This window comes from Franconibacter pulveris (genome assembly GCF_056780215.1).
Genome location: NZ_CM165555.1, coordinates 2,458,708 through 2,485,280, shown reverse-complemented (window position 1 = coordinate 2,485,280; position 26,573 = coordinate 2,458,708). Strand labels below are relative to the sequence as shown.

Sequence of the window (26,573 nt, the reverse complement as noted above, 5' to 3'; positions counted from 1 at the left end):
GCGAAACAAAACAGGGGTCGCTACCGTGGCAAAGCTGAACATTTTCTTTTCTGAAAAAACAACGCTGGCGCAAGAGGATGGTTTATATCTTGTGCCGGACAATGCTATCTCCGGCTACGCCAGACCCTGGAACGATTTTGGTCATGAAGTGCTGTTTGGGCTCTATTATAAAAAGCAGGCGTACCAGGAGCGGGTGGGCATGACGAAAATTCTGCACAGGGATAACCCCGTCACCGCAGAATACTTTCGCAGCGGTCGCGCGCAGGCGGATTCAGTCTGGAATATCACATCGCTTATGTCGTCAGACAACGTGGTCTCGCTTGGCACAAAAATCGATTTTTATAAAAACATTAATTACCTGAGAACGCATTACGCTATTTCTGCGATTCAGGTTCTGCAATCGCTCTGCGACGCCAGCTTTTTAAAAGAGAGAGGAATTCAGGGCTGGCAACAGTGGAATGGTTACGAATTAGCGCTCATGCGCAATACCACGACGGCTGAGGCGCTGCTGGATAAAGGGATGGATATCGCGCAGGGTATCGACAGCGGCCCCGCGGACATAACATTAAGCGGGATGCATTTACCTGCGTCGTTTGACTGTATTGAATTCGTTTTTGCCAGATACTTCAGCATTAACCGCAGCAATATTAATGTGCTGATTGGCAAAAATGGCCTGGGTAAAACCCGTATTTTGCAGGAAGTCATTGATAGCGCGACCGGATTAAAGCCCACGCCTGAAGTAAAAGGAAAGTTTCTGAAGGTGGTGGTGGCGGCCTACAGCCCCTTCGAGGAGTTTTATACGCAACAGCAGTATATTGACTTAAAAGATAATGCTGCCGGCGATGTGCAGGATTCCAATGAGGATAAACTCAAACGCCAGAAAGAGATGCTGGACTCGTATACCTACATCGGATTTAAAAATCCGCAGGGGCAGTTTGATAAAACCTGGCCGATGCAGCAAGCGGCGGCAGCGCTAAAAACGATCCTTGACTACGACGCCGTTAACGAATGCTGGAACCGACCCTCGCGCTTCAAACTTCTTACTGACACACTTGGCCTTGCGCTGAAATTTGACGATATCGCGTTTATCTCTACCGAAGAGAGCCTGGTTTCTGTTCAGCAACAGAATATCGATTATTCAAAAATAGATCTGACGGCCGGGTTGGTTTTTTTACGCAACGGCGAGGCGATTAAACTCAGCGCAGGGCAACGTATTTACACGTACCTCATCCCGCCGCTGATTGCGGAAATCGTTGACGAAACGCTGGTGGTGCTGGATGAGCCAGAGCTTTACCTGCATCCTGAGCTTGAGGTCGGTCTCATCAATATGCTCAAGTCGTTGCTGAACGAAACGCGCTCTTACGCGCTGATTGCCACGCATTCCGCGCTGATGGTGCGGGAAACGCACCGCGAGAGGGTAACGATATTGCAGCCGGGGCAAAAAGAGGATGAGGATACTGCCGCTACCCACGCCGTGAAACCGCAAAGCGAAACCTTTGCCGCGTCGCTGGAAAACATTATTGGCGAGGCGTTCAACGACTATTATCAGAAAAAACCGTTTGAAGACGAGATTGATAAAAAGGTAGCCGCCTACGGTTCGCTGGACGAAGCGATTGCGGAACTTTATCAAAAGGTGGGCTCTTCGGGCCAACTCTATTTATTGTCTAAACGCAGCGACACGCCGTGGGAACTGGAAAATAACGATGAAGAATCTCACTGAACTGCGCACAAATAGCGGCAGTGACTGGTTAACGCTGGCGATTGAATCAGATAAAGAGGACCGCGCAAAGCTCAAGGCTATTGAGCAACAGTTACTCACGCGTTATGGCGACTACAAGGGCATAATAGATAACTTCGATAAGCAACCGGCGAAAAGTATTTATCGCCAGGCTAACGGCGAGTTCACCGCTGAGAAAATACTATTAATGGATTTTTATAAGTCGCCGCCCGCTAAGCTTAAAGCCATATTTTATGATTTACGCAATAAAAACAAAATGAGGGAGTGCCCATACTGTGGCAACCCTGTCAGACCAAACACCCTGGACCATTTTGTTCCTGAGTCACACTGGCCGGAATTTGCGCTTTATCCGGATAATCTGGTGCCGCAGTGTCAACAGTGCGCCAGTAAGAAAAGCAATCGCTATTATATGCTGCCCGATAAGGGCTGCTTCTTTATTCACCCCAAGTTTGTCGACGCGTTATCCCGGTTGGGTTTTAAAATTGAGATGACGCCCAATGGCAATGCTATCGCCTACAAACCCTTTATTAACATCAGCGGCGCGGTGACAGAGGGAATAAAAGAGAGGATAAAGCGCCATATTACCGCTCTGGAGATCCCGGCTTATATGGCGGCCTACTGCCAAAAGCAAGAGCGTGAGTTACTCGATATGATAGAGCAGGCGAACAGTAATAAAATGCACTTCAGCGTGAAAGAGCATTGCCAGCATCAGTACAATACGCAACGGCTAATAGCAGGCCTGTCGCTTGAGGAAGACCCTGAATTTTACCCTAACTGGGCCTGCGCCTATTATTATGCATTGCTGGCTTCGCCTGGAATAATTAACAACTATCAGAAGTTGCTGAAGGCGACGCATAATCCCCCTGTCGCCAGCGCGGCTGTAGCTTCAAGCGTGCTCTTTCCCTGAGATAACCGCGCGACATTGGCCCTCTTGACAAGATGAAGGGGGCCAGGCCCCCTTCGCATTAATGTGTCTTTAACCCCGCCGCCGTCATCAGCATGCGGAACACCATCGAAACCGCCGTGAGCGCCAGTACGCTGGCGGCCCAGATTGCCGCCATCCACAGCAGGCGTTTCCATAAAGGCGTTGACGAAGCCATCAATGGTAACCCTCCCCGTGTTGCACTTTGCCGCGGAACACGTAGTAGCTCCAGAAGGTATACATCAGGATAACCGGCAGGATCAGCAGCGCGCCCACCAGCATAAAGCCCTGGCTCGCCGGCGGCGCGGCGGCTTCCCAAAGGGTAATATCAGGCGGAATGATATTCGGCCAGATGCTGATGCCAAGCCCGCTAAACCCTAAGAAAATCAGCCCCAGCGTCAGCACGAACGGCAGCGTATGGCTGGCCGGGTTGCTCAGGCGGCGCCAGAGCCCAAGGCTGAACAGCACCACCAGCACCGGCACCGGCAGCAGGAAGTAGAGGTTCGGCAAGGAGAACCAGCGCTGCGCCACGGCGGCGTGGGCAAACGGCGTCCAGGCGCTGATGATGGCCAGCACTACCAGCAGCGCCAGCAGCAGCGTTTTCGCCACGCTGCGCATGCGGCTTAACAGCGGATCTTCGCTTTTCATTACCAGCCAGCTTGCGCCCAGCAGCGCATAGGCCACCACCAGACCGACCCCGCAAAAGAGGTTAAACGGCGTCAGCCAGTCAAGCGCGCCGCCGCTGAAGCGTCGGCCCGTCACGGAAAAACCGTTCAGCACCGCGCCCACCACAATGCCCTGGCAGAAGGTGGCGAGAATCGAACCGCAAACGAACGATTTGTCCCAGAAGGCGCGGTGCGCGGCGACCGCTTTAAAGCGAAATTCAAACGCCACGCCGCGGAAGATCAGGCCAATCAGCATCAGCGTCAGCGGGATGGTCAGCGCGTCGATAATCACCGCGTAGGCCAGCGGGAAAGCGCCAAACAGCCCCGCGCCGCCCAGCACCAGCCAGGTTTCGTTGCCATCCCAGACCGGCGCCACAGTGTTTACCATTACGTCGCGGTCGTGCGGGTCGCGCACAAACGGAAACAGGATGCCGATGCCCAGATCAAACCCGTCCATCACGATATACATCAGCGTGGAGAAAACGATTATCACAAACCAGATTAAAGAGAGATCGATACCCATTACGGTTTCTCCTGTTCCAGAGATTCGCCAGCCGCAGAGAGCGGGCGCGCCGGTGTACCGGTTGTGGAAGAGGGCAGGTGATCCACAGACTCCGGGCCTTTCTTAATCAGCCGCACCATATAGTAATAACCCACCCCGAAGACCGCCGAATAGACCACGATAAAGGTCAACAGGCTCAGGCTCATCTGCAAATCGCTGTGGCCGGAGACGGCGTCCCGCGTGCGCAGCAGGCCGTAGACCACCCAGGGCTGACGGCCCACCTCGGTGGTCACCCAGCCCGCCAGTATCGCCACCAGCCCGGCGGGTCCCATCCACAGGGCGAAGTGATGAAAAGGCCTTGAGCGGTAAAGCGTGCCTTTATGGCGCAGCCACAGGCTCAGCACGCCCATCAGAATCATCAGCAGCCCCATGGCGACCATAATGCGGAACGACCAGAAAATGATGGTGGAGTTAGGCCGCTCCTCTTTCGGGAAATCTTTCAGCGCCGGCACCTGCTGGTCCAGGCTGTGGGTCAGGATAAGGCTGCCGAGTTTGGGGATCTCCAGACCGTATTTCGTGCGCTCCTCTTCCATATCAGGCAGGCCGAAGAGCAGCAGCGGCGTCGCTTCGCCCGGCGGGTTTTCCCAGTGTCCCTCGATGGCGGCGATTTTCACCGGCTGATACTTAAGCGTGTTCAGACCGTGCATATCGCCGACAAACGCCTGTATGGGGGCGACGATAAGCGCCATCCACAGCGCCATGGAAAACATTCTGCGGATCGCCGGCGTGTTGTTGCCGTGCAGCAGATGCCAGGCGGCGGACGCGCCAACAAACAGCGCGCTGCTGAGGAAAGCCGCTATCGACATATGCAGCAGGCGGAAGGGGAAGGAGGGGTTAAAGACCACCTCGAACCAGTTCACCGGCACCACCTGGCCGTTATGAATCTCATAGCCCTGCGGCGTATGCATCCAGCTGTTGGAGGAGAGGATCCAGAAGGTCGACATCAGCGTGCCGAGCGCCACCATGCAGGTGGCGAGAAAGTGCAGCCCCGGCCCCACTTTGTTCCAGCCAAACAGCATGACACCCAGAAAGCCCGCCTCCAGAAAGAAGGCGGTCAGCACTTCGTAAGTCAGCAGCGGGCCGGTGATACTGCCGGCGAATTGCGAGAAGCCGCTCCAGTTAGTGCCGAACTGATAAGCCATCACCAGCCCGGAGACCACGCCCATCCCGAAGTTAACGGCGAAGATCTTGACCCAAAAATGGTAAAGCGAACGCCATACCGGGTTATTCGTTTTGAGCCATAAGCCCTCCAGCACCGCCAGATAGCTGGCGAGCCCGATGGTAATGGCGGGAAAAATAATATGGAAAGAGACAGTAAAGGCGAACTGAATCCTTGCCAGGATAAACGCGTCTAAACCAAACATGCACACCTCATGACATAACGTTGTCTGCGACAAAGGGTACTCAGGGGCAGCAGAAACTTGCAGAAACAGAATGGCGCTATTTGACTATAACAGTTAATTAAAAAGTTGCGATTTTACGCAGCTGATCTAACCAAGCGGCAGGCAGTTGCTTTATACTCGTTAACTCTTTGTTACCACTGGCTCCCGTCGCAGGGAGGTGAGCATGAAAAAGTATCAACGGCTGGTGCAGCAGATAATCGACCAGATAGCCCTGGGCGTCTGGCACCCGGGAGACAGGCTGCCCTCCCTGCGCGAACAGGTCGCCAGCAGCGGCATGAGCCTGATGACGGTAAGCCACGCCTACCAGATGCTGGAAAGCCAGGGCGTCATCGTCGCCCGGCCGCAGTCGGGCTACTATGTCGCGCCGCAGCCCCAGGCCCGCGTGCCGCAGCCGCCCGAGCAGATACGCCGCGACGAGCAGGTGGATATCAACACCTATATCTTCGATGTCTTGCAGGCGAGCACCGATGCCTCGGTGGTGCCTTTTGGCTCCGCTTTCCCGGACCCGCGTCTCTTTCCGCTCGCCCAGCTCAATCGGTCGCTGGCGAATGTCAGTAAGTACGCCAACGCCATGAGCGTCATCGAAAACCTGCCGCCAGGCAACGAGGCGCTGCGTCACGCCATCGCCCGCCGCTACGCCCAGCAGGGGGTGAACGTGTCGCCGGAAGAGATAGTGATTACCGCAGGGGCGCTTGAAGCGCTTAACCTCAGCCTTCAGGCCGTGACGGAGCCGGGCGACTGGGTCATTGTCGAGAACCCCTGTTTTTACGGCGCGCTGCAGGCGCTGGAACGGCTGCGTCTGAAGGCGCTGTCGGTGGCGACCGACGCGGAAGAGGGTATCGACCTCGACGCGCTGGCCCAGGCGCTGAACGACTACCCGGTCAAAGCGTGCTGGTTGATGACCAACGCGCAAAACCCGCTCGGTTTCACCTTAAGCCCGGAAAAAAAGCAAAAGCTGGTGGCGCTGCTTTCACAGCACAACGTGGCGCTGATTGAAGACGACGTTTACAGCGAGCTTTACTACGGACGCGACAAGCCGCTGCCCGCCCGCGCCTGGGATGAGCAGGGGATAACGCTGCACTGCTCGTCGTTCTCGAAATGTCTGGTGGCGGGGTTTCGCATCGGCTGGGTGGCGGCGGGCAGGCACGCCAGAAGCATTCAGCAGCTTCAACTGATGAGCACGCTTTCCACCAGCTCGCCGATGCAGATGGCGCTGGTGGATTACCTCGCCACCCGACGCTACGACGCGTATCTGCGCCGCCTGCGCCGCCAGCTCGCCGAGCGCAAACAGCAGGCCTGGCAGGCGCTGCGCCGCCATCTGCCCGCCGAGGTGCGTATTCACCGCAGTGAAAGCGGCTATTTTCTCTGGATTGAGCTTCCCGCCGGGCTGGACGCCGGCGAACTGGGGGAGCAGGCGCTGCGCCACCAGATAAGCATCGCGCCGGGGCGCATGTTCTCCACCAGCGATACCTGGCACAATTTCTTTCGCTTCAATACGTCATGGGCCTGGGGCGAGCGGGAAGAGCAGGCGGCTATCCGCCTCGCCGAGCTTATTCGCCAGGCGATATCGGCGCGAACGCCGCTTAGCGCCTGACGCCGTTTATTAAATAAACCCGGTCATTATTAACCTTTCACGGCCGGGTTTTCTCATTTCATGAACAGGTTATTCCTGCTGCGGAAATAATTAAAAAATAAGGCTTGAGAGCCGTTTTATTATTTTTTTCACGCGGCTTGTTAACCCGGTCATAGGGAATTCTGATAGTTTTCTAAAAAGGCTTCACAAAGCTAACCCACTGTCTACACTCTGAAAAAGCGCCCATTTATTTCTGCAACTTTCTTCTTAGAGAACAAAGAGTGCGCGGCTTGTCACATCCTTAACAAAATTTTTACACCCGGCGAGAGAAACCTCTTCGCTACGTATATGTTTATTTCGGGAGATATTTTTACGGCAAGGCGGCCGGCTAATTAATTCAGACAGGAGTAAGAGAACCATGAGCAAATCTTTCGCGCTTAGCACGCTCTCTGCGCTGTGCCTGACCGTGCTCACCGCCCAGGCCGCAGAACCTCCCAAAGAAATCGGCCAGGGCGAGGGCCGCCTCGATATCATCGCCTGGCCGGGCTACATCGAAAGCGGGCAAACGGATAAAAATTACGACTGGGTCACCGGCTTTGAGAAAGAGACCGGCTGCAAGGTAAACGTAAAAACCGCCGCCACCTCCGATGAGATGGTCAGCCTGATGGCGAAAGGAGGCTATGACCTGGTTACCGCCTCCGGCGACGCCTCGCTGCGCCTCATCATGGGCAAACGCGTGCAGCCCATTAACACCGCGCTTATCCCGAACTGGAAAAACGTCGACCCGCGTCTGGTGAAAGGCGACTGGTTCAACGTGGGCGGCAAAGTTTACGGCACCCCTTACCAGTGGGGGCCGAACCTGCTGATGTACAACACCAAAACCTTCCCGCAGCCGCCAGACAGCTGGGCGGTGATTTTCGAAAAACAGAATTTACCGGACGGCAAAACTAATCAGGGCCGCGTGCAGGCTTACGACGGGCCGATTTATATCGCCGACGCCGCGCTTTATCTCAAAGCGAAACAGCCCGATCTGGGCATTACCGACCCTTACCAGCTCACCGAAGCGCAATACAACGCGGTGCTGAAGGTGCTGCGCGACCAGCATCAGCTCATTCACCGCTACTGGCACGACACCACGGTACAGATGAGCGATTTTAAAAACGAAGGGGTGGTGGCCTCCAGCGCCTGGCCCTATCAGGCGAACGCGCTGAAAAACGAAGGCCAGCCCATCGCCACCGTGTTCCCGAAAGAAGGGGTGACCGGCTGGGCGGATACCACCATGCTGCACGCCGAGGCTAAACACCCCAACTGCGCCTATAAATGGATGAACTGGTCGTTAACGCCGAAAGTGCAGGGGGATGTCGCCGCCTGGTTTGGCTCGCTGCCCGCGGTGGTGGAGGGGTGCAAAGCCAGCACGTTGCTGGGGGATAAAGGGTGCGAGACTAACGGCATGGGCTTCTTTGACAAAATCGTCTTCTGGAAAACGCCGGTCGCCCAGGGCGGAAAATTCGTCCCCTACAGCCGCTGGACGCAGGACTACATCGCCATTATGGGTGGCCGTTAACCCGGGAGTTTTCTATGTCGTACGCAGTTGAGTTTGATAACGTCTCCCGGCTGTATGGCGAGGTACGCGCCGTGGACGGCGTCACCATCCAGATAAAAGACGGCGAGTTTTTCTCCATGCTGGGGCCCTCCGGCTCCGGCAAAACCACCTGCCTGCGGCTCATCGCCGGCTTTGAACAGCTCTCTTGCGGCGCTATCCGCATTTTTGGCCGCGAAGCGAGCGAGCTGCCCCCCTGGGAGCGCGACGTCAACACGGTGTTTCAGGATTACGCGCTCTTTCCGCACATGTCGGTGCTGGAAAACGTCGCCTACGGGCTGATGGTGAAAGGGGTGGCGAAAAAAACGCGGCTTGCCCAGGCGCAGGAGGCGCTGGAGCGGGTGGCGCTCGGCTTCACCCATTCGCGCAAACCGTCGCAGCTTTCCGGCGGCCAGCGCCAGCGCGTGGCCATCGCCCGGGCGCTGGTTAACCAGCCGCGCGTGCTGCTGCTGGACGAGCCCCTCGGCGCGCTGGATTTAAAGCTTCGCGAGCAGATGCAGGTAGAGCTGAAAAAACTGCAGCGCGAGCTTGGCATCACCTTTATTTTCGTCACCCACGATCAGGGCGAAGCGCTGTCGATGTCCGACCGCGTGGCGGTCTTTAATAACGGCCGCATTGAGCAGGTCGATTCCCCTCGCGCGCTTTATATGCGCCCGCGCACGCCGTTCGTGGCGGGGTTTGTCGGCACCGCCAACGTGCTTGACGACGGGCTGGTGCAGCGCCTGTGTGGTACACAGGGCGCCTTTTCGCTGCGCCCGGAGCATATCCGGCTTAACCAGGCCGGAGAGATTCAGGTAAACGGCACCGTGCAGGAGATCCAGTATCAGGGCGCGGCAACCCGGCTTGAGCTGCGGCTTGCGAGTGGCGAGAAGCTGCTGGTAAGCCAGGCGAACCTGCACAGCGCGTTGAGCGAAGGGGACTTTCGCATCGGCCAGCAAGTGACCGCCTCCTGGGCGCGCGAGGCGATGATCCCGCTGCGCGGGGAGGGGTAAGATGGAGATGACCGTCATGCCCGCGACGTCTCGCGAAGGGGGGCTGCGCCGCGTCACGACGCTGCTCTGGCAGCGCCCGACGCTGTGGTTGTTTTTACTGCTGCTGCCGCCGCTGCTCTGGTTCGGCGTAATCTATCTCGGGTCGCTGCTCACGCTGCTCTGGCAGGGGTTTTACACCTTTGACGACTTCACCATGTCGGTGACGCCGGACTTAACGCTTGCCAACCTGCAAGCGCTGTTTATTCCCTCCAACTACGACATCATCCTGCGCACCCTGACGATGGCGATTGCGGTGACGATAGCCAGCGCCATTCTTGCCTATCCCATGGCCTGGTACATGGCGCGCTACACCAGCGGCAAGATGAAAGCGTTTTTTTATATCGCCGTCATGCTGCCGATGTGGGCGAGCTATATCGTTAAGGCCTACGCGTGGACGCTGCTGCTGGCGCGAGACGGCGTGGCGCAGTGGTTTTTACAGCATCTGGGGCTGGAAGGCGCGCTTAACGCCGTGCTCGGCATACCCGGCATTGGCGGCAACACGCTCTCCACGTCGGGCCTGGGGCGCTTTCTGGTCTTCGTCTACATCTGGCTGCCGTTTATGATCCTGCCGATTCAGGCGGCGCTTGAGCGGCTGCCGCCTTCGCTGCTGCAGGCCTCGGCGGACCTCGGCGCGCGCCCGGCGCAAACCTTCCGCCATGTCATTTTGCCGCTCTCCATCCCCGGCGTGGCGGCGGGTTCAATCTTCACCTTCTCGCTGACGCTGGGCGACTTTATCGTGCCGCAGCTGGTGGGACCGCCGGGGTTCTTCATCGGCAACATGGTCTATTCCCAGCAGGGGGCGATTGGCAACATGCCGATGGCGGCGGCCTTTACCCTTGTGCCGATTGTGTTAATCGCTGTTTATCTGGCGTTCGTGAAGCGCCTGGGAGCCTTCGATGCACTCTGAACGCCCGCCGCTGTTTTTGAAAATCGCCGCCTGGGGCGGAGTGCTCTTTCTCCACTTTCCGCTGGTGATTATCGCGCTTTATGCCTTCAACACCGAAGACGCCGCGTTTAGCTTCCCGCCGAAAGGCTTTACCCTGCACTGGTTCAGCGTGGCGGCAGGGCGGTCCGATATTCTCGACGCGGTGATGCTCTCCGTGAAGGTGGCGGCGCTTGCCACCGCGCTTGCGCTGGTGCTGGGCACGCTTGCGGCGGCGGCGCTCTGGCGGCGCGAATTTTTTGGTAAAAACGCCATCTCGTTGCTGCTTCTGCTGCCCATCGCCCTGCCGGGGATAATTACCGGCATCGCCCTGCTGACGGCGTTTAAAACGCTAAACTTTGAACCAGGGTTCCTGACGATTGTGGTCGGTCACGCCACCTTCTGCGTGGTGGTCGTGTTTAACAACGTGATTGCGCGTTTTCGCCGTACTGCCTACAGCCTGGTAGAAGCCTCGATGGATCTCGGGGCCGATGGCTGGCAAACCTTCCGGCATGTGATCCTGCCGAACCTCAGTACGGCGCTGCTGGCGGGCGGCATGCTGGCTTTCGCGCTGTCGTTCGATGAGATTATCGTCACCACCTTCACCGCCGGGCACGAACGCACGCTGCCGCTCTGGTTGCTCAACCAGCTTGGCCGACCGCGCGACGTGCCGGTGACTAACGTGGTGGCGCTGTTGGTTATGCTGGTGACAATGATCCCCATTCTGGGAGCCTGGTGGCTGACCCGCGACGGCGAAATGGTCGCCGGCGGCGGTAAATAACTTTTCGTTCAAAGGAAAACGCTATGCAGAATCAACTACTGATTAACGGGAAACTCCTGAGCGGCGAAGGGGAAACGCTGCCTGTCTACAACCCGGCAACCGGCGAAGTGCTGCTGGAGATTGCCGAAGCGACGCCTGCGCAGGTGGATGAGGCGGTTAACGCCGCCGACGCCGCCTTTGAGCAGTGGGGGCAAACCACGCCGAAAGAACGCGCCGAAGCGCTGCTCAAACTGGCCGACGCCATTGAGCAAAACGCGGAAATATTCGCGAAGCTTGAATCGCAAAACTGCGGCAAGCCGCTGCACTGCGTTATTAACGACGAAATTCCGGCGGTGGTGGATGTGTTTCGCTTCTTTGCGGGCGCGGCGCGCTGCCTGAGCGGCCTTGCCGCGGGCGAATACCTGAGCGGCCACACTTCGATGATCCGCCGCGATCCGGTAGGCGTAGTGGCGTCCATCGCGCCCTGGAACTACCCGCTGATGATGGCGGCCTGGAAGCTGGCGCCGGCGCTGGCGGCGGGCAACTGCGTGGTTATCAAACCCTCTGAAATTACGCCGCTTACCGCGCTCAAGCTCGGGGAGCTTGCAAAAGAGATTCTGCCGCCAGGGGTGCTCAACGTGTTGTTTGGCCGCGGCCAGACGGTGGGCGACCCGCTTACCGGGCATGAGAAAGTGCGCATGGTTTCGCTGACCGGATCGATAGCCACCGGCGAGCACATCATCCGCCACACCGCCTCGGGCGTTAAGCGCACCCATATGGAGCTTGGCGGCAAAGCGCCGGTGCTGGTGTTTGACGACGCGGATCTCGACGCGGTGGTGGAGGGCATCCGCACCTTTGGATTCTATAACGCCGGGCAGGACTGTACGGCGGCCTGTCGCGTTTACGCGCAAAAGGGCATTTACGAGCAGCTGGTGGAAAAACTGGGCGCGGCGGTGGCGAGCCTGAAGCAGGGCGCGCCGGAAGAGGAAACCACCGAACTCGGCCCGCTCAGTTCGCTGGCGCATCTGGAGCGCGTAAGCAAGGCGGTCAACGAGGCCAAAGCCTTGCCCCACGTTAAGGTGGTGACCGGCGGCGAGAAGCTCGAGGGTCCGGGTTATTTCTTCAAACCAACGGTTATCGCCGGCGCCAAACAGGAAGACGACATTGTGCAGCGCGAAGTCTTCGGCCCGGTAGTCAGCGTGACGCCGTTTGACGACGAAGCGCAGGCGCTCGCCTGGGCGAACGACTCGCAATACGGGCTGGCTTCCTCTGTCTGGACGCAAGACGTAGGCCGCGCTCACCGCTTAAGCGCGCGGCTGCAGTACGGCTGCACCTGGGTCAACACCCATTTTATGCTGGTCAGCGAAATGCCGCACGGCGGACAGAAGCATTCCGGCTACGGCAAGGATATGTCGATGTATGGGCTTGAGGACTACACGGTCGTAAGGCATGTCATGATAAAGCATTAATTTGCCCATCACTCTTTTAAAAAGGGTTTACGCCGCGCCTGAGAATAACGCCGCGCGGCGTAAGCCAGCGCCTTGTCATTAAGACAATATTATTAATGTTGTTTGTGAACTGTTACGCTGTTTCTTAAAAATATTTCTATTGTGCGCCTGTGATTTTTTATGCATCTTTTATAATTTCAAGGTGAAATAAACGCGGCAATAATATCACTCGGAGGCACCATGGTCGTCACCACAAAGTTATCGCTAAGGCTGGGCGCAATATTACTGACCTGCGCGCTCGCAGGCTGCTCATCAAAGGTTGCTGAAACTAATCAATACTCCGGATTTCTGCAAAATTATTCTGACTTAAAACCGGCGAAAACGCCTTCGGGACAAGATGTCTTACGCTGGATATCACCCGATTTTCGCGTCAGTAATTACAAAAGCGTTTATTTCGCGCCCGTTGTCTATTATCCCGCCGCAACGCCTAACAGCCGGGTTAGCGCCCAGACGCTTGAGCGGATTCGTTCCTATACCGAGCAGCGTTTGAAAACCGCAGTCGGCTCTCGCCTGCAGCTTGTCCAGCAGCCGCAGCCGGGAGGGCTGATATTTAAAACGGCCATCACTGCCGTTTCGGCAGAAAATAAAGACGTAAGATTTTATGAAGTATTGCCTGTCACGGCCGTGGTCGCCGGCACCATGGCGTTAACGGGTAAACGTTCGCAAAATGCGTTGCTGTTTATTGAGGCGGAAGCAATTGACGTTTCAACAAACAAACCGGTATTAAAAGTGGTAAGAAAAGGCTATGGCCGAACAGTTTCCAATAGCACTACGCAAATAACCGAAGCGGATGTAAAAAGCGCGATTGATGAAATGGTCGCCGACGTGGGCGCATTTCCCGCCAACTAACGGTTGAAGATTAAATTAAGCTTAAGGCGAATCCCATTATGGGATTCGCTTTTATTAGCAGGCTAGTTATTCATCCGGTCATGAATCGTTATTATTTCGCCTGCGCCAGAGCATAACCTCAATGTAAATAATACCTGTGAATGGCAATTTGTATTAATGATCAAGATACAGATAGTGCATCCAGCTGGTCATACGCAGCAGGACTTTACGCATGACGGACACATGCGTGAAATGCTGAGAATAGATAGCCACCTGGGCGAAAATGCCATCCGGCAGGGCATCCACCTCTGCATTAGGTTCAAGCTCAATCACCGCCAGCACGCCGTCGCTGCCGGGTTGCAGGGTAAGCGATTGCAGCGTGCCCTGCGCCTGGTAAGCGCCGCCGGGCACCACGGGAAGGATTTCAGTGAGTTTTCCCGCAAAGACCTGACCCGGCAGGGCGGTAAAAACCACTTCCGCTTCATCGCCTGCCTGCAAACGCAACAGCGAGTTTTGCCGGAACTGCGCGATAATTTGCCGCTTTTGCTCGGGTATGAAAACCATCACCGGACGCAGCGGCAGGGCGGCGGCATAGGTGCCGGGGCGAATTAACACCTGCGTGACGTAGCCGTCGCCAGGCGCGCGAACCACCGTCTGGTTGAGGTTATAGGTGGCCTCCGCCAGTTGCGCCCGCAGGCTTACAATCTGCGACTGTTCGCCGTTGAGCGTGCTGTCAAGCTGGCTTTGAATCTGCGCCTGTTCGGCAACGGAAGCTTTTACCAGCGCCTCTTGCGCCAGATAATTTTGGCGCGCGTTATCAATATCGCTTTCTGAGAAGGGATTCACTCTCGCCTGACTGCCCCTGACATAGCGCTGGTAATCTTTATATAAACGATCGCGTTCCGCCGTAATGCGCGACGTGTTGGCGATAGCTTCATCTAATTGTCCTTTCAGGGCGCGAATATTGTGTATTGCTGTGACCAGGTCGGCCTGTAATCTTTCCACCCGGGCCTGATATCGGCCTTTATCAAGCTCAAAAAGCATTTCGCCTTTTTTTATCAGCTTATTCTGTTTATCCGTCACTTTTGTGACGACGCCAGTAACCTGCGGCGTTATCGGCACCGAGATCACTGCTTTCTGAGCAAGGTAAGTATAAGGGTGGTTATAGTTCATTAATAAAATAAGCGCGCCAATTAAAAACACGCCGCCGAGCGCCGCTGTGGGCACGGTCCATTTATTTACCGGTATTTTGAAAATCTTAAAAATCGACCAGGCGATGGCGACATAAGTGAGAATGATGAGCAAGTCCATCTCTTACTCCTGCGGCGGTGGTGTAATATGGCCAAGCTTACGCTCCAGCTCCTGTACGCGTTGCTGCAACTGCGCAAGCTCAGCTTCATCTTTCTGCTGCATGCCCCAGCCACGCTCCGGGCGGTATAAGGTCGCCCAAATCCACAAAAAGGGCCAGATTACGTGAAGCGTAAATAAACTTACCCAGCCTGCCACATGAATAGCATCGGCATGAGGATGGTTGCGCGATTTTGCAATCAGATAGGGGATATCATGCAGGATAATAATCCCATAAAAAATAATCAGAAAAACAAAAATAAGTACACCCAGCGCAAAATAGTTAAGAAACATAGCCGCCTCGAATAAACGATGTACTGTTCGATACTAATATAGACGCTAACGCCATCGCCCTGTTAAAAAAGTACATGATTTTTGCGCTTTATCGCAGAGATTAAAATGGGTTATCAGAAACAAGCGGCAAAGGAAATAATGCATTCATGGCATTTTGCAGTGCGCCCTATTTTATTATATTGATTTTTTTAAATCAATTTTTTGCCGCTGCGAAGAGTAGGTTCTCAATGGTTGCAAAAAATAAGCGGTGGATTTGTCAATACGCCGAAAGTAGAGAGTTGCGCGCGTTTCGCTCAGCTACACCTTTTACCGGACCGGTGGCGCGGTGAAAAATTAACCCGTTTCGTTACCAGCGACGGGCGCTGAAAAAAGAAACCTCTGAAGGTAGAAATCCAGTCACCTTCAGAGGCGATGCAAAGCATCATTCGTTACCTGTGACCAACGTCACGAAGCAAAAATGTAGATAAAGGTGGGAAGGTTCTCAAGGCGAAACATTTAACATTTTGTGTGGTAATACATGTGCTTAAAATACGCCTTAGGCCCCGTCGCGCTGCGTTCTCTGCGTATCGTTGTTTTTTTAAGCGAAATGTTCATGGCGAGACAGCAACAGGGGGAAAATAAACACCGGCGCGGGTTATTCATTCATCAAGAAAAGTGATCAAGGGCGATAAACGAAACCGGGTAGCTTTCGCTACCCGGCTGGGCTTTATTCCATTAATGCTGGTTTACTAAATAGCTGAGGTAGAAATGATAACGTTTAACGAACCATACTCTACTGTCGCTATCCATATTTCCTGTGATGGTATCTATATCGAACTGCCTACCGTGAACGCACATTTGAGCAAAACTGCGTGCCAGAAAATCAAAATTACCAGATAACATAATGCTTTGTTGTTCAACAGACTGCATCAATTCCTCCTTCATCAGTGGGTGGGGATAAAGAAGAAAGGGATTCTTATCAAAAGTATTATTCAAAAGCGTTAAAACAGCCAATCCTATAATGGTTCACTTTTCAACATGTAATAACGAAACGTAAAAGAAAAAGAGGCGGGAATATTATTTTCTCGCGCAGCTCATCGCTTCGTTTATTTTTTACGCAGCGGTGCAAATTGTATGCTTAGCGCCGCAGACCGTCAAAAGGCGCAACGCGCATCATCTACACATCTGCTTACCTTTTAACGCCATAACAGGTTAAAAGCCCTGTAGTTAATCGGTTAGGATGCTAACTATGTTAGTCACGACGCGCCTGTCAGCCTCGCTGGCTGTGGCGCTTAATCTTCTTTGAGCTGCGATGAAACCTCTGTTAATCCTGGTCCTGCTTGCGCTTACCCTCTGCTGGGGCGTTGCCCGTGCTGGCGAAAAGCGGATTTCGATATCCGATCTCCATTTCGTAAAAACGGTCAAAGGGCATATGCGCATTGAGGGACTGGTCAAAAACCTGACCAACCATCCGCTGCGGCAGGTCTATGTCGCATTCAACCTGTTGAAAAACGGCATGGTGGTAGGGTACAGCACCGATATAGTCTTTAACCTGCAACCGAAGCAGGAATGGCTTATCAACGCGCGCTGCCATACGCGTATTGTCAAACCAGACCATTTCCGCCTGGCGGAGCTTTCCGCTATTCCTTAACGCCTTCAGGACGTTGAAGGCGATCGCACCGACGCGTTGTTTTATCCTTGCGCGCCGCATGCCGGCATCGTAATGCAAAAAAATACTCTACCCTTTGAGTAAACACGACTTAAAGGAGGATGTATGTCACTGTCGATCGATAAAAAGCAACAGCCGGAAGGGGAATATGTCTATACCGCAACCTGCCGCGAGGAAACTTACCACTTCACCGTCACCGGCAAAGGGGCAACCGCCACCGAGGCGGACCAGAATCTGCTGCGCGCGCTGGAGGAAATGAAACAGCGGCTGGATGAAGTCGCCCAGACCGGCAAACTCTCCGCCTGAATCTTTTCTTCCGCCTGCCGGGTCTCCGGCAGGCAAAAATGCTGTTCGATTACCGCCAGGCCACCTTACAGCATGCCGGGTTATGAGCAGGCGCTGGCGGCCCGGCAAACCGTCGATGTGATGAACTCTCTGTGTAATAGCCAGGGCGCACCGGTGAGCGCGAACGCGGTTAACGCGGCGCACAAGCTCACCGCGCGAGAAAACCATGCCAGGACGCCGGGCCGCGCTTTGCCTCTTCCTTTCGCCTGCCGTAGCCATAAAACCTGAGTTCTTTAATTAGTTACAACATACTTTAGAGCGCACATCCATCCTTAACCTCACCCTCAGCGTATTCCAGGTCTGGCAGCGCCGCACAGGCGGCATCGCCAGGCCCGTTGTCATTAATCTGTCACAGCGGCTCTTTATAACAGGGGCATCTTTAAAATGGACGCTATGCTGATGAAAAATAAACCTCTTGCTCTCCTGCTTGCTTCACTTTTTTCGTTAACCGCCAGGGCTGCCGAGCCGGAAGTGCATCGTTACGTTGTCACTTTCCCGCAGGGCGATCGCGTGGCTTACCAGGGCGACTACGCCAGCGCTTTCCCGGATGGGCTGCCCGTCGGCGTCGGCTCTGGCCTGCAGTTTCTGCGCAAAGAGGGCGACACGCTGGTTTTTGCGACCGTTACCGACCGCGGCCCGAACGCCGATTCGCCGAAAGCCGGTAAGCGTGAATCGAAAATTTTCGCAAGCCCCGGCTACGCGCCGCAGTTGATGACTCTGCGCGTGAGCGGCGACAAAGCGGAAGCGGTGGCGGCAAAACCGCTGCACGACGCGCAGGGAAATATCACAGGTCTGCCGCTGCCTGAAGGGCTGATTGGCGCGACTAACGAGCTTGCGCTTAACGACGCGCTGCAACCGCTGCCAGGCGACCGCCGGGGTCTTGATACCGAAGGCATTACCCCGGACGGCAAGGGCGGCTACTGGCTGTGCGACGAATATGGCCCGTTTATTATTCACATCGACGCCAACGGCAAGATCCTTGAAAAGCATGGGCCGCAGGCGGAACAGGGCGAACAGGCCGTCGCGAGCGGCCTGCCGAATATCGTCAAATGGCGCCAGTCTAACCGCGGTTTCGAGGGGCTGACGCGTATGCCCGATGGCCGCATCATCGCGGCGGTGCAGAGCACGCTGGATATCGACGGTAAAACCAAGAACAGCGCGCGTTTTACCCGGCTGGTGAGCTTCGACCCGGCGAGCGGAAAAACGGCGATGTACGGTTATCCGATTGATCTCGACCGCTATAAAAAAGCGAAAGACGCCAAAATCGGCGATATCGCGGCGCTGGATAACCACCGTTTGCTGTTGATTGAGCAGGGCGGCGATAAAAACAACGCCATGCGCAATCTGGTTTACGTCGTTGATTTACGCGACGCGACTGACCTTAGCCGTTTCGATAAAGAACAGCCGCCGGAATTTGACGACGCCGACAGGCTCAACGCGCGCGGCATTACGCTTGCGAGTAAATCGCTGCTGGTGGATTTGCGCAAGCTCGGTTGGCAACAGGAAAAGGCGGAAGGGTTGACGATTGTCGATAAGCACACCATCGCGGTGATTAACGACAACGACTTCGGCCTACAGGCTACGCTTGAAAAACCGCAAGGCGACAAGCAGGACGCCGATGATTACCAGGTTGACGGTAAAGGCCACCTGACGCTGGATGGCAAAAGTGTGGCCACTCGCATTGGCATCAAACCGCTGGAAAAACCGCAGTCAGAAAACGATCTGTGGGTGATTACGCTCGATAAACCGTTGTAATCTTATTTTCTCAACCGGCTTAAGCCCGGTTCTACAGGGCGGGTAGCGCAGCGCCACCCGCCAGTTCCACCTGATGATAACGCTGGCCTACAACGTCTGGCGCAGCTGATACTGCTGGATATTTTGCTCCCGCCAGCCGTTGCGCTCAAACAGGCCGCTGAGCTCGTCCGGCACCGCACAGGGGGCGATAATGCCGGGAAAAGCGGCGGCAAGCTGCGCCAGCAGGCGCGAAGCATAGCCCTGACCGCGCGCCTCAGGCGTAACATACAACGCCCGCAGCTGCGGCTCTCTGAAAAGCGTATTCACAATGGCGAACGCGCTATTTTCCAGCGCCACGCCTACGCCGGGCAGCGCCAGCGCGGTCAGCGGATGAATAAGCCAGGGCAGGGCGTGCGGCTCCCCCATTATCATTCCGGCGACCCTTTCCGGGTCGAACGGCTGTAGCGTAAGGCTTGCCGTTTGTTCAGCCGCGCCAACGCTTGTGAAAGAACGCAGGCGATACTCCCTGGTAAAGCCCACGCTTTCATACAGCCGCTGCGCCGCGTCGTTGCCCTTGATAACCTCGACAATCATCTCGTTATCGCCGCGCGCACGCGCCTCAGCAAGCAGGCTCTGCATCATCGCCTTGCCGTAACCGTTGCCGCGCCATTGCGGACGAATAGCGAACACTGCCAGGCGGGAGCGCCAGCCGCGACGCGTAATCAGCGCCAGCGCCACGGGCGTTTCGTCCGCAAGCCAGATGCGGCTGTCGGCAAGCGACAGCGATTCAGCGGCGAAGCGCGAGGCGAACATCTCGCCCTCCAGCGTAAACGGGACAAGATAGCCTTCAAAGCAGCGGTTGAGAATCGTCGCAAGCTCATGGCTGTTGAAATGGGTGGCGTCAGAAACGCGCAATTTCTGAAGGGTCATGGTGGCTCCTTTCGCGGCGGGAAGGGGCATCATAGCATGGGAACAACGTAAGGAAAGGCGGGGTAAGCCCCTGAAATCAGGTGGGGAAGCGCGGACAGGCCATGCCTGTCCGCCTGGGTTGTTAAAGCTTAAACACCGCGACCGACGTGTTCAGCAGTTGCGACTGCTCCTTAAGGGAATGCGCGGCGGCGGAAGCTTCTTCCACCAGCGCGGCGTTTTGCTGCGTGACCGAATCCATCTGCGCTACCGCCAGGTTAATCTGCTCAATACCACGGCTCTGCTCGCTGGTAGAAAGCGCAATTTCCGACATCAGCTCTGAAACATGCTTAATGGAATTGATGATGCCTTTCATGCTCTCGCCAGCGCGGCTTACCAGCGTGCTGCCCTGGTTTACCTGTTCGCCCGACAGCTCAATAAGCTCTTTAATTTCCTTCGCCGCGACCGACGAGCGCTGGGCCAGGTTGCGCACTTCGCTTGCCACAACGGCGAAACCGCGACCCTGCTCGCCCGCGCGCGCCGCTTCCACCGCGGCGTTAAGCGCCAGAATGTTGGTCTGGAAGGCGATGTCTTCAATAATGCCGATGATGTTTTCAATCTTACCGGCGCTGGATTCGATTTTGCCCATTGAGGAGATAACCTCTTCGACAATGGCGTTACCTTCCTGCGCCGCGTTGCGCATGGTGCCGGCGAGGCTGTTCGCCTCGTGGGCGTTGCTCGAGGTCTGCTTCACGGTTGCGGTTAACTGCTCCATGCTGGCCGCCGTTTCACCAAGGGAAGCGGCCTGCTCCTCGGTGCGTGCGGAAAGATCGGTGTTGCCGGCGGCAATCTCTTCGGAGGCGAACGCCACGGTCTGGCTCGATTCGCGCACCTGGCCAATTATCTCCGTCAGCGACAGGCGCATGTTTTCCAGCGCGCGCAGCATTTCGCCGATTTCATCTGTGGTCTTCGAGAGCACCGGGGTATGCAGATCGCCTGCCGCCATTTCGAGGCAGTGGGCGCGGGCGGCATCCAGCGGCTTCAGCACGCGGCGTTTCAGCAAGGCAAAAATCACGGCGATCAGCGCGAGGAACAACAGCGAGAAGAAGCCTATCAACATCAGGCCGGAAACGAAGCCCGCCTGTACGTCTTCATTCTGCTTGCGGGCATAATCTTCACGGAACGTCAGAAGCTGGTCGAGGGAAACCTCAAACTGGCGGTCCAGCTGCGGCAACGTGTCGGTCACCAGCTGAACGTAACTGGCGTTGTCGTTGCGCGCTACCGCGTCCAGCAGCGGACGCAGCCCCTGATCGCGGTAAGTCTGCCAGTTGCGGCGATACGTCTCTACGAGCGTCGCTTCGCCAGCTTGCTTGGGCGCAGAGAGATATTTGTTAAAAGCGCCGTCAGCTTTGCCTAAAACTTCACGTGCACTTTCTAAAGATTGCCGGGCTTGTTGCGACTCGCCCACCGCCTGGCTACGCATCGCTTCCATGGCACGCACGCGCAGCGTGCGGCTGTGGTTGATTGGGTCGATGACGGAAAGCACCACCCGAATCTCTTTGTTCACGCTGTCGAGCGACTGGTTGCTGCGAATAAGTGAATGGAGGTTGGACAGGGTACTGGCAAGAAAAATAATGACTAACGCGCTAAAAACAATAAACGAAAAACGTCTGACTGACATGTAAGGTCCTTACCGGGGAGAGTACACGGAAACGCCGCCAGCGCCGTGCTGGCGTTAAGAGCGTTATCGGCATAAACGGCAATGAATTTAATTTAAAACAACAAATACGTTGTAAAATGCCAGAGCGTCAGTAAAACAACAGGTTAACGAAATTTATAGGTTGCCCTTCAGCCTGCCGCGCGACGCCAGGCTATTCTTAAGCCTCAGGCATGGCGCAACAGGAGGCAGGAAGATGAAAACGCTGCAGGGTCCCTCAATTTTTCTCTCCCAATTCATTAGCGAACGGCCGCCCTTTAACGCGCTGGAGAGCATGGCCGCCTGGGCGGCGGGGTTGGGCTATAAAGCGGTGCAGTTGCCCACCCATCTGCCGCATATCTTCGATTTGAACAAGGCGGCGGAAAGCGCGGACTATTGCGCGCAGGTTCGCGAAACGTTACGCAATCTGGGCGTGCAGATAAGCGAGCTTTCCACGCATTTGCAGGGACAACTGGTGGCGGTCCACCCGGCCTATGAGCGCGCGTTTACCGGTTTTGCCCCTTCTTCGCTGCGGCTGGACAGCCATGCGCGTCAGCAATGGGCGGTCAGCGTGCTGAAAAAAGCGGCCAAAGCCTCGCAAAACCTTGGGCTAAAAGCACACGCTACCTTTTCCGGGTCGCTCGCCTGGCCTTTCTTTTATCCCTGGCCGCCGCACAATGAAGTGATGTTTGAAGAGGCGTTCACCGAGCTGGCGGCGCGATGGCGACCCATCCTTGATAGTTTTGACGAGGCGGGCGTCGATCTCTGCTTTGAGCTGCATCCAGGTGAAGACCTGCACGATGGCGTGACCTTTGGCCGCTTTCTTGAGCTGGTGAACCACCACCCGCGCTGCAACATTCTCTACGACCCAAGCCATATGCTGTTGCAGCATATGGATTACCTCGGCTTTATCGATAGCTGGCACTCGCGTATTCGCGCTTTTCACGTCAAAGATGCGGAGTTTAATCCCTCAGCCCAAAGCGGCGTCTATGGCGGTTACCAGAACTGGCCGCAACGGCCGGGGCGTTTTCGCTCTTTGGGGGATGGACATGTCAATTTCAAAGGGATCTTCAGCAAGCTTGCGCAGTACGACTACCCGGGTTGGGCGACGCTTGAGTGGGAATGCTGCCTGAAAGAGGGCGAAACGGGCGCGCGCGAAGGCGCGAAATTTATTAGCGAGCACATTATTCGCGTTTCTAAGCAGAACGTTGATGACCTCGCCGTGCAGAAGCATGAGCGCGAAGCGGCCCGGGCGTTACTTGGGCTGGACAATAAAAGCGACAAATAAAAAGGGCGGGCGCGCCATGCGCTTCCCGCCCGGTCCATAAGCAAGAAATTAATCGAACACGCCGTTAATGACGGCGGTCACCACGGCGGTACTGAGCGCAATCAGCACCAGGTCATCGCCCACCATTCGCCATTCGTAACCCGGGTAATAAGGCAGGTCGCGCAGCATGTCGGCTGGCACCGCTTTTTTCGCAATCCCTGGCGGCAACGGCTTGCCGCGCGCCAGGTTTTTAGCGATGCCCGGCGGTAATGACTCATAGCCTGTCAGCCCATAATTCACCGCCAGCTGGCGCGCGCGGGACGGGCTGATATCTGCGTCAACGTGATCCGGCTTGCCGTAGTTTTTGCCATGGGAAGCGGCTTCTTTTCCGCTTTTGCCGTTGTCGTTGTCATTACCGTGGTTACCGCTGTTGCCGTGGTTCCCGCTGTTGCCGTGGTTGCCGCTGTTGCCGTGACCGCCGCCATTGCCATTTCCATTGCCCGGGTTTGCCAGCGCCGGAGCGGAAGCCATCGCTATGCAGCCTGCCAGCAGCGCTGCTGCTGAAACCAGTTTTCTTGCTTTCATAAGGTGATCCTTACTTTTCTGGGGTATTCGAGCCTATTTCAGCACAACGGCAGCATGGTGCCATTTCCTTTAATCTGGATTTCTTTGCGCCGCTGCGTTTTCTGGAGATACCGCGCAAAAACAAGGCCTTCGCTGGCCTTCCGATAGCTAAGCCTGTATATATAATCAGTAATTAAGCGAGGAGCGCAGAGATGAAAACCTTTTATTCACGTCATGCTGACTGTTTTGTTCGTTATCACGATTTCCCGGGCGACGGCGAGCCGTTGCTGATGGTGCACGGCCTGGGCTGCGCTTCATCTTATGACTATCCGCGCGTGGTCATTGACCCGGCTTTCGGCGGACGGCGCGCTGTGCTGATTGATTTGCCTGGCAGCGGTTATAGCGAAAAGCCGTGCCATTACGCGTACGGCACGGGCGACCAGGCGCAGGTGGTGATGGAGCTGGCGCAGACGCTGAACCTGAGCGCCTTCTGGCTGTATGGTCACAGCATGGGCGGCAGCATCGCCATTGAGGCAGCACAACAGGCGGGAGAGCGCCTGCTGGGGCTGGCGGTTTCCGAGCCGAATTTCCACACGGGCGGCGGGCAGTTCAGCCGCATTATCGCGGCTTACAGTGAAGAGCAGTTCATACATGAAGAGTATCCGCGCATGATGGAGCAATATCCGCGTCTGCCCGAAGAGGAAGAGGCCGCCTGGGCCGGAAGCCTGCTCAGCAACGCGCCGTGGGCGATGTGGCGAGGCGCAACCGCGTTAGTGAAGGGTGGCAGCGTTGACTGGTATCACGCCTTTCTGTCGCTCAATAAGCCGAAACAGCTCATCTTCGGCGAGCTGTCGCTGCCGGATGACGATTTTGCCTCGCTTGCCGCCGCGGGCGTGTCGACTGCGGTTATTCCTGCAGCCGGGCACTCGATGTCATGGGAAAACCCGTCGGCGCTGGCAAAAGCGCTACAGAGGTTTTGTCAGCCGTAGCGCAGGATGGCTATCGCTTGCGAGCGGCACACTACGCGGGAAAGCGAAGTTATCAACTACATTATAAAAATGCCGATCCCGCAGAAAAAGAGAGCATAACAGGAACGTTGTTGATGACAGAGTCAGGGCAAGCGCGACCTTACAGTAAACCTTTTTGACAGGGTCCCGGTAATGCGCCGACGCTGTTTTTTCAGGCAACCTTGATCAGGTTTATAAATCGGCCCAGGAAACGTTAAAAAGTAACTCATTATCCCGAGGTGATGAACATGCAAAAGCCGCCACTCATTCTGACCTTGTTGTTACTGGCCATGCCAGCCGCCGTAATGGCTCAGCATCCGAACTCACCCATGACGCATGACATCAATATGTCAGCCGCCTCAAAAGAAAATATGGCGGCAATGCAAAAAATGCATAGCGACATGATGAACGCGATGAAGGAATCCGATGCGGATAAAATGTTTGCCAGGGCGATGCTAGAGCACCATAAAGGCGCGATAGCCATGGCCGAGACGGAACTCAAATACGGTAAAGACCCTGAAATGAAAAAAATGGCGCAGGATATTATCAAAGCGCAGAAAGCGGAGATAGAACATCTCGAAACCTGGCTGAAAAAATAACAGTCCTGGCTTTTTTACTTACAGACGGTGACCCGTGCTGGCGCGGTTTCTGTAAACCGTTTCGCTTCCCGGCCGCCGCCGCGCGTCCTTTCAGGGGGACGGCGGCCGGGAACATGATGATGTGGGATATAACCGCCAGTTTCGGGGTTGCGTCAGAAGGGTAAAGGGCGCGGCGCGGTTTGCATCGTTATCCAGCGCAATTCGGTGAACTCCCGTACCCCCGCCAGGCCGCCAAAATGTCCGTAGCCGGAATCTTTTACGCCGCCAAAAGGCATCTGCGCCTCGTCATGCACCGTTGGCCCGTTAATATGACAAATGCCGCTTTGCAGTCGCTGCGCTACTCGCCAGGCGCGCGCGGTATCCTGGCTAAAGACGGCGCTGGAAAGGCCAAACTCGCTGTCGTTAGCCACGCCTATCGCTTCTTCTTCATCGCGAACGCGAACGATGGCTTTTACCGGTCCGAACGACTCTTCATGGTAAATGCGCATCTCCGACGTGACGTTATCCAGCACCGTCGCGGGCATCAGCGTCGTTTCCGCTTTGCCGCCTGCCAGCAGCACCGCACCTTTCGCCAGCGCATCGTCAATCAGCGCGTTGCAGCGCGATACCGTCTGCCTGTCCACCACTGAGCCAAGGACGGCAGGCCCGTTGCGCGGGTCGCCGCAGGGCAACGATGCCGCTTTCGCCGCAAACTGTGCCGCAAACGCGTCGGCTATGCGAGCATCCACCACAATACGTTCGGTGGACATGCAGATCTGCCCGGAGTTGGCGAATGCGCCAAAAGCGGCGCAGTTAACGGCGAGCGTTATATCGGCGTCGTCCAGCACCAGCAACGGCGCTTTGCCGCCTAGTTCCAGCACCACCGGCTTGAGGTGGCGGGCGCAGGTTTCAGCGATGATCCGGCCGACCCGCGTCGAGCCGGTAAAGTTGACGCGGCGCACGGCCGGGTGAGCGATAACGGCTTCTACCACCGCCGCCGCCTCTTCCGGCGCGCTGGTAATGAAATTGACCACACCGGGCGGAAAGCCCGCCTCATGCAGCGCCTCAATAATAAGCCCGTGCGTCGCCGGGGAGAGTTCGCTGCCTTTAAGGATAACGGTGTTGCCGCAGGCGAGCGGCGTGGCGATGGCGCGCACGCCAAGAATTATCGGCGCGTTCCAGGGCGCCATGCCAAAAACCACGCCCGCTGGCTGGCGCACCGCCATGGCGAGGCTGCCCGGCACGTCGGAGGGGATCACTTCGCCTGTAATTTGCGTAGTGAGCGCCGCCGCTTCGCGCAGCAGGCCTGCGGCAAGATGCACGTTGAACCCCGCCCACTGAGCCGACGCCCCGGTTTCCGCCGCCATAGCGGCGACGAACTGCGACTCCTGCGCTTCAAGCCGCTCAGCCGCCTTCAGCAGCAGCGCCCGGCGAACGCCCGGGCCGGTGTCACGCCAGCGCGCAAACGCCTGCGCGGCCGCGTCCACTGCCGCCAGCGCATCCTCCGACGCGGCGGCTGGCGCCAGGGTCGCCGTTTGTTCGTCCAGCGGATTCAGCCGGGTAAACGTGCGCCCGCCCGCGGCGGCGCGGCGTTCGCCGTTAATAAGCAGGGCGGGAGTAAAAGGAGCAGCAGCCATCAGACACCTCAGTTGTTATGAAAATGTAAAACAGTGCT

The 26,573-nt window shown here is 56.3% G+C and carries 26 protein-coding genes; 16 read left to right on the top strand and 10 right to left on the bottom strand.

Features of this window, described 5'->3' with window-relative positions:
- Window positions 1–25: 25 nt before the first annotated feature.
- Both ACU4F7_RS11735 and ACU4F7_RS11730 read left to right on the top strand, forming a co-directional pair.
- The gene (locus ACU4F7_RS11735; RefSeq protein ID WP_481636964.1) at window positions 26–1,720 is read left to right on the top strand and encodes an AAA family ATPase; all 1,695 of its coding nucleotides are present in this window, start codon (window positions 26–28) and stop codon (window positions 1,718–1,720) included.
- The gene (locus ACU4F7_RS11730; protein WP_481636963.1) at window positions 1,704–2,645 is read left to right on the top strand and encodes an HNH endonuclease signature motif containing protein; all 942 of its coding nucleotides are present in this window, start codon (window positions 1,704–1,706) and stop codon (window positions 2,643–2,645) included. The genes ACU4F7_RS11735 and ACU4F7_RS11730 overlap by 17 nt, the downstream gene beginning before the upstream one ends.
- A gap of 58 nt (window positions 2,646–2,703) precedes the next feature.
- On the opposite strand, the gene ACU4F7_RS11725 is transcribed toward ACU4F7_RS11730, so the two are convergent.
- Genes ACU4F7_RS11725 through ACU4F7_RS11715 form a run of 3 tightly spaced genes read right to left on the bottom strand, consistent with a single transcriptional unit; the run spans window position 2,704 to window position 5,251 of the window.
- Window positions 2,704–2,838, bottom strand: a complete 135-nt coding sequence (locus tag ACU4F7_RS11725) for a DUF2474 domain-containing protein (protein WP_071788478.1) — start codon at window positions 2,836–2,838, stop codon at window positions 2,704–2,706.
- On the bottom strand, window positions 2,838–3,848 hold the full coding sequence (gene cydB / locus ACU4F7_RS11720; protein WP_481636962.1) for a cytochrome d ubiquinol oxidase subunit II: 1,011 nt from the start codon (window positions 3,846–3,848) through the stop codon (window positions 2,838–2,840). The genes ACU4F7_RS11725 and cydB overlap by 1 nt, the downstream gene beginning before the upstream one ends.
- Entirely contained in the window at window positions 3,848–5,251 is a 1,404-nt protein-coding gene (locus ACU4F7_RS11715) for a cytochrome ubiquinol oxidase subunit I (protein ID WP_481636961.1), read from the bottom strand. The genes cydB and ACU4F7_RS11715 overlap by 1 nt, the downstream gene beginning before the upstream one ends.
- A 202-nt stretch (window positions 5,252–5,453) precedes the next feature.
- On the opposite strand from ACU4F7_RS11715, the gene ACU4F7_RS11710 reads away from it, so the two are divergent.
- The 7 genes from ACU4F7_RS11710 (at window position 5,454) to ACU4F7_RS11680 (ending at window position 13,533) form a co-directional block, all read left to right on the top strand.
- A complete protein-coding gene (locus ACU4F7_RS11710; protein ID WP_481636960.1) occupies window positions 5,454–6,884 on the top strand; it encodes an aminotransferase-like domain-containing protein in 1,431 nt (476 codons plus the stop codon).
- Between the two features lie 397 nt (window positions 6,885–7,281).
- Window positions 7,282–8,427, top strand: a complete 1,146-nt coding sequence (gene ydcS / locus ACU4F7_RS11705) for a putative ABC transporter substrate-binding protein YdcS (protein WP_024557537.1) — start codon at window positions 7,282–7,284, stop codon at window positions 8,425–8,427.
- A 14-nt stretch (window positions 8,428–8,441) separates the two neighbouring features.
- Window positions 8,442–9,455, top strand: a complete 1,014-nt coding sequence (locus ACU4F7_RS11700) for an ABC transporter ATP-binding protein (RefSeq protein WP_029591652.1) — start codon at window positions 8,442–8,444, stop codon at window positions 9,453–9,455.
- A 1-nt stretch (window position 9,456) separates the two neighbouring features.
- Window positions 9,457–10,401 carry an ABC transporter permease gene (locus ACU4F7_RS11695; protein ID WP_029591653.1) on the top strand — a complete coding sequence of 315 codons (945 nt, stop codon included), beginning with the start codon at window positions 9,457–9,459 and terminating at the stop codon, window positions 10,399–10,401.
- A complete protein-coding gene (locus ACU4F7_RS11690; RefSeq protein WP_029591654.1) occupies window positions 10,391–11,197 on the top strand; it encodes an ABC transporter permease in 807 nt (268 codons plus the stop codon). The genes ACU4F7_RS11695 and ACU4F7_RS11690 overlap by 11 nt, the downstream gene beginning before the upstream one ends.
- A gap of 23 nt (window positions 11,198–11,220) precedes the next feature.
- Entirely contained in the window at window positions 11,221–12,645 is a 1,425-nt protein-coding gene (gene patD, locus ACU4F7_RS11685; RefSeq protein WP_481636959.1) for an aminobutyraldehyde dehydrogenase, read from the top strand.
- Window positions 12,646–12,864: 219 nt separating this feature from the next.
- Window positions 12,865–13,533: a DUF3313 domain-containing protein gene (locus tag ACU4F7_RS11680; RefSeq protein ID WP_481636958.1), complete on the top strand. Its 669-nt coding sequence runs from the start codon at window positions 12,865–12,867 to the stop codon at window positions 13,531–13,533.
- A 153-nt stretch (window positions 13,534–13,686) separates the two neighbouring features.
- On the opposite strand, the gene ACU4F7_RS11675 is transcribed toward ACU4F7_RS11680, so the two are convergent.
- From ACU4F7_RS11675 to ACU4F7_RS11665, 3 genes are all read right to left on the bottom strand, one after another.
- Window positions 13,687–14,823, bottom strand: a complete 1,137-nt coding sequence (locus ACU4F7_RS11675) for an HlyD family secretion protein (protein ID WP_481636957.1) — start codon at window positions 14,821–14,823, stop codon at window positions 13,687–13,689.
- A 3-nt stretch (window positions 14,824–14,826) separates the two neighbouring features.
- Window positions 14,827–15,153 carry a DUF3302 domain-containing protein gene (locus ACU4F7_RS11670; RefSeq protein WP_024557544.1) on the bottom strand — a complete coding sequence of 109 codons (327 nt, stop codon included), beginning with the start codon at window positions 15,151–15,153 and terminating at the stop codon, window positions 14,827–14,829.
- A 714-nt stretch (window positions 15,154–15,867) separates the two neighbouring features.
- Window positions 15,868–16,062, bottom strand: a complete 195-nt coding sequence (locus ACU4F7_RS11665; protein WP_481636956.1) for a glycogen synthesis protein GlgS — start codon at window positions 16,060–16,062, stop codon at window positions 15,868–15,870.
- A gap of 382 nt (window positions 16,063–16,444) precedes the next feature.
- Here ACU4F7_RS11665 and ACU4F7_RS11660 point away from each other — a divergent pair, with 382 nt between their 5' ends.
- The 4 genes from ACU4F7_RS11660 to ACU4F7_RS11645 all read left to right on the top strand — a co-directional run bounded on the left by ACU4F7_RS11660 (window position 16,445) and on the right by ACU4F7_RS11645 (window position 18,901).
- Window positions 16,445–16,783, top strand: a complete 339-nt coding sequence (locus tag ACU4F7_RS11660) for an FxLYD domain-containing protein (protein WP_029591659.1) — start codon at window positions 16,445–16,447, stop codon at window positions 16,781–16,783.
- A gap of 123 nt (window positions 16,784–16,906) precedes the next feature.
- Window positions 16,907–17,107, top strand: coding sequence for a hypothetical protein (locus tag ACU4F7_RS11655; protein WP_029591660.1), 201 nt, complete (start codon window positions 16,907–16,909; stop codon window positions 17,105–17,107).
- Window positions 17,108–17,179: 72 nt separating this feature from the next.
- A complete protein-coding gene (locus tag ACU4F7_RS11650; RefSeq protein ID WP_481636955.1) occupies window positions 17,180–17,374 on the top strand; it encodes a hypothetical protein in 195 nt (64 codons plus the stop codon).
- A 171-nt stretch (window positions 17,375–17,545) separates the two neighbouring features.
- Window positions 17,546–18,901, top strand: coding sequence for an esterase-like activity of phytase family protein (locus ACU4F7_RS11645; protein WP_029591662.1), 1,356 nt, complete (start codon window positions 17,546–17,548; stop codon window positions 18,899–18,901).
- 87 nt (window positions 18,902–18,988) lie between these two features.
- Here the strand turns inward: ACU4F7_RS11645 and ACU4F7_RS11640 are convergent, their stop codons facing one another.
- Together ACU4F7_RS11640 and ACU4F7_RS11635 are read right to left on the bottom strand one after the other, a co-directional pair.
- Window positions 18,989–19,810, bottom strand: a complete 822-nt coding sequence (locus ACU4F7_RS11640) for a GNAT family N-acetyltransferase (protein ID WP_481636954.1) — start codon at window positions 19,808–19,810, stop codon at window positions 18,989–18,991.
- Between the two features lie 121 nt (window positions 19,811–19,931).
- Window positions 19,932–21,467 carry a methyl-accepting chemotaxis protein gene (locus ACU4F7_RS11635; RefSeq protein ID WP_029591664.1) on the bottom strand — a complete coding sequence of 512 codons (1,536 nt, stop codon included), beginning with the start codon at window positions 21,465–21,467 and terminating at the stop codon, window positions 19,932–19,934.
- Window positions 21,468–21,699: 232 nt separating this feature from the next.
- Here ACU4F7_RS11635 and ACU4F7_RS11630 point away from each other — a divergent pair, with 232 nt between their 5' ends.
- Window positions 21,700–22,770 carry a sugar phosphate isomerase/epimerase family protein gene (locus ACU4F7_RS11630; protein ID WP_481636953.1) on the top strand — a complete coding sequence of 357 codons (1,071 nt, stop codon included), beginning with the start codon at window positions 21,700–21,702 and terminating at the stop codon, window positions 22,768–22,770.
- 48 nt (window positions 22,771–22,818) lie between these two features.
- Here the strand turns inward: ACU4F7_RS11630 and ACU4F7_RS11625 are convergent, their stop codons facing one another.
- The gene (locus ACU4F7_RS11625) at window positions 22,819–23,334 is read right to left on the bottom strand and encodes an anti-virulence regulator CigR family protein (RefSeq protein ID WP_481636952.1); all 516 of its coding nucleotides are present in this window, start codon (window positions 23,332–23,334) and stop codon (window positions 22,819–22,821) included.
- Window positions 23,335–23,525: 191 nt separating this feature from the next.
- Here ACU4F7_RS11625 and ACU4F7_RS11620 point away from each other — a divergent pair, with 191 nt between their 5' ends.
- Window positions 23,526–24,302, top strand: a complete 777-nt coding sequence (locus ACU4F7_RS11620; RefSeq protein ID WP_481636951.1) for an alpha/beta fold hydrolase — start codon at window positions 23,526–23,528, stop codon at window positions 24,300–24,302.
- A 266-nt stretch (window positions 24,303–24,568) separates the two neighbouring features.
- Complete coding sequence (copM, locus tag ACU4F7_RS11615) at window positions 24,569–24,919, top strand: CopM family metallochaperone (RefSeq protein ID WP_481636950.1); 351 nt, start codon at window positions 24,569–24,571, stop codon at window positions 24,917–24,919.
- A gap of 152 nt (window positions 24,920–25,071) precedes the next feature.
- Here the strand turns inward: copM and ACU4F7_RS11610 are convergent, their stop codons facing one another.
- On the bottom strand, window positions 25,072–26,535 hold the full coding sequence (locus tag ACU4F7_RS11610) for an aldehyde dehydrogenase (RefSeq protein ID WP_481636949.1): 1,464 nt from the start codon (window positions 26,533–26,535) through the stop codon (window positions 25,072–25,074).
- Between the last annotated feature and the right edge of the window lie 38 nt (window positions 26,536–26,573).

Bases quoted from the DNA above. Each gene is read 5' to 3' on its own strand.
- ACU4F7_RS11730 (WP_481636963.1), top strand. From the start codon at position 1,704: ATGAAGAATCTCACTGAACTGCGCACAAATAGCGGCAGTGACTGGTTA.
- ACU4F7_RS11725 (WP_071788478.1), bottom strand. From the start codon at position 2,838: ATGGCTTCGTCAACGCCTTTATGGAAACGCCTGCTGTGGATGGCGGCA.
- cydB (WP_481636962.1), bottom strand. From the start codon at position 3,848: ATGGGTATCGATCTCTCTTTAATCTGGTTTGTGATAATCGTTTTCTCC.
- ACU4F7_RS11715 (WP_481636961.1), bottom strand. From the start codon at position 5,251: ATGTTTGGTTTAGACGCGTTTATCCTGGCAAGGATTCAGTTCGCCTTT.
- ACU4F7_RS11710 (WP_481636960.1), top strand. From the start codon at position 5,454: ATGAAAAAGTATCAACGGCTGGTGCAGCAGATAATCGACCAGATAGCC.
- ydcS (WP_024557537.1), top strand. From the start codon at position 7,282: ATGAGCAAATCTTTCGCGCTTAGCACGCTCTCTGCGCTGTGCCTGACC.
- ACU4F7_RS11700 (WP_029591652.1), top strand. From the start codon at position 8,442: ATGTCGTACGCAGTTGAGTTTGATAACGTCTCCCGGCTGTATGGCGAG.
- ACU4F7_RS11695 (WP_029591653.1), top strand. From the start codon at position 9,457: ATGGAGATGACCGTCATGCCCGCGACGTCTCGCGAAGGGGGGCTGCGC.
- ACU4F7_RS11690 (WP_029591654.1), top strand. From the start codon at position 10,391: ATGCACTCTGAACGCCCGCCGCTGTTTTTGAAAATCGCCGCCTGGGGC.
- patD (WP_481636959.1), top strand. From the start codon at position 11,221: ATGCAGAATCAACTACTGATTAACGGGAAACTCCTGAGCGGCGAAGGG.
- ACU4F7_RS11680 (WP_481636958.1), top strand. From the start codon at position 12,865: ATGGTCGTCACCACAAAGTTATCGCTAAGGCTGGGCGCAATATTACTG.
- ACU4F7_RS11675 (WP_481636957.1), bottom strand. From the start codon at position 14,823: ATGGACTTGCTCATCATTCTCACTTATGTCGCCATCGCCTGGTCGATT.
- ACU4F7_RS11670 (WP_024557544.1), bottom strand. From the start codon at position 15,153: ATGTTTCTTAACTATTTTGCGCTGGGTGTACTTATTTTTGTTTTTCTG.
- ACU4F7_RS11665 (WP_481636956.1), bottom strand. From the start codon at position 16,062: ATGCAGTCTGTTGAACAACAAAGCATTATGTTATCTGGTAATTTTGAT.
- ACU4F7_RS11660 (WP_029591659.1), top strand. From the start codon at position 16,445: ATGAAACCTCTGTTAATCCTGGTCCTGCTTGCGCTTACCCTCTGCTGG.
- ACU4F7_RS11655 (WP_029591660.1), top strand. From the start codon at position 16,907: ATGTCACTGTCGATCGATAAAAAGCAACAGCCGGAAGGGGAATATGTC.
- ACU4F7_RS11650 (WP_481636955.1), top strand. From the start codon at position 17,180: ATGCCGGGTTATGAGCAGGCGCTGGCGGCCCGGCAAACCGTCGATGTG.
- ACU4F7_RS11645 (WP_029591662.1), top strand. From the start codon at position 17,546: ATGAAAAATAAACCTCTTGCTCTCCTGCTTGCTTCACTTTTTTCGTTA.
- ACU4F7_RS11640 (WP_481636954.1), bottom strand. From the start codon at position 19,810: ATGACCCTTCAGAAATTGCGCGTTTCTGACGCCACCCATTTCAACAGC.
- ACU4F7_RS11635 (WP_029591664.1), bottom strand. From the start codon at position 21,467: ATGTCAGTCAGACGTTTTTCGTTTATTGTTTTTAGCGCGTTAGTCATT.
- ACU4F7_RS11630 (WP_481636953.1), top strand. From the start codon at position 21,700: ATGAAAACGCTGCAGGGTCCCTCAATTTTTCTCTCCCAATTCATTAGC.
- ACU4F7_RS11625 (WP_481636952.1), bottom strand. From the start codon at position 23,334: ATGAAAGCAAGAAAACTGGTTTCAGCAGCAGCGCTGCTGGCAGGCTGC.
- ACU4F7_RS11620 (WP_481636951.1), top strand. From the start codon at position 23,526: ATGAAAACCTTTTATTCACGTCATGCTGACTGTTTTGTTCGTTATCAC.
- copM (WP_481636950.1), top strand. From the start codon at position 24,569: ATGCAAAAGCCGCCACTCATTCTGACCTTGTTGTTACTGGCCATGCCA.
- ACU4F7_RS11610 (WP_481636949.1), bottom strand. From the start codon at position 26,535: ATGGCTGCTGCTCCTTTTACTCCCGCCCTGCTTATTAACGGCGAACGC.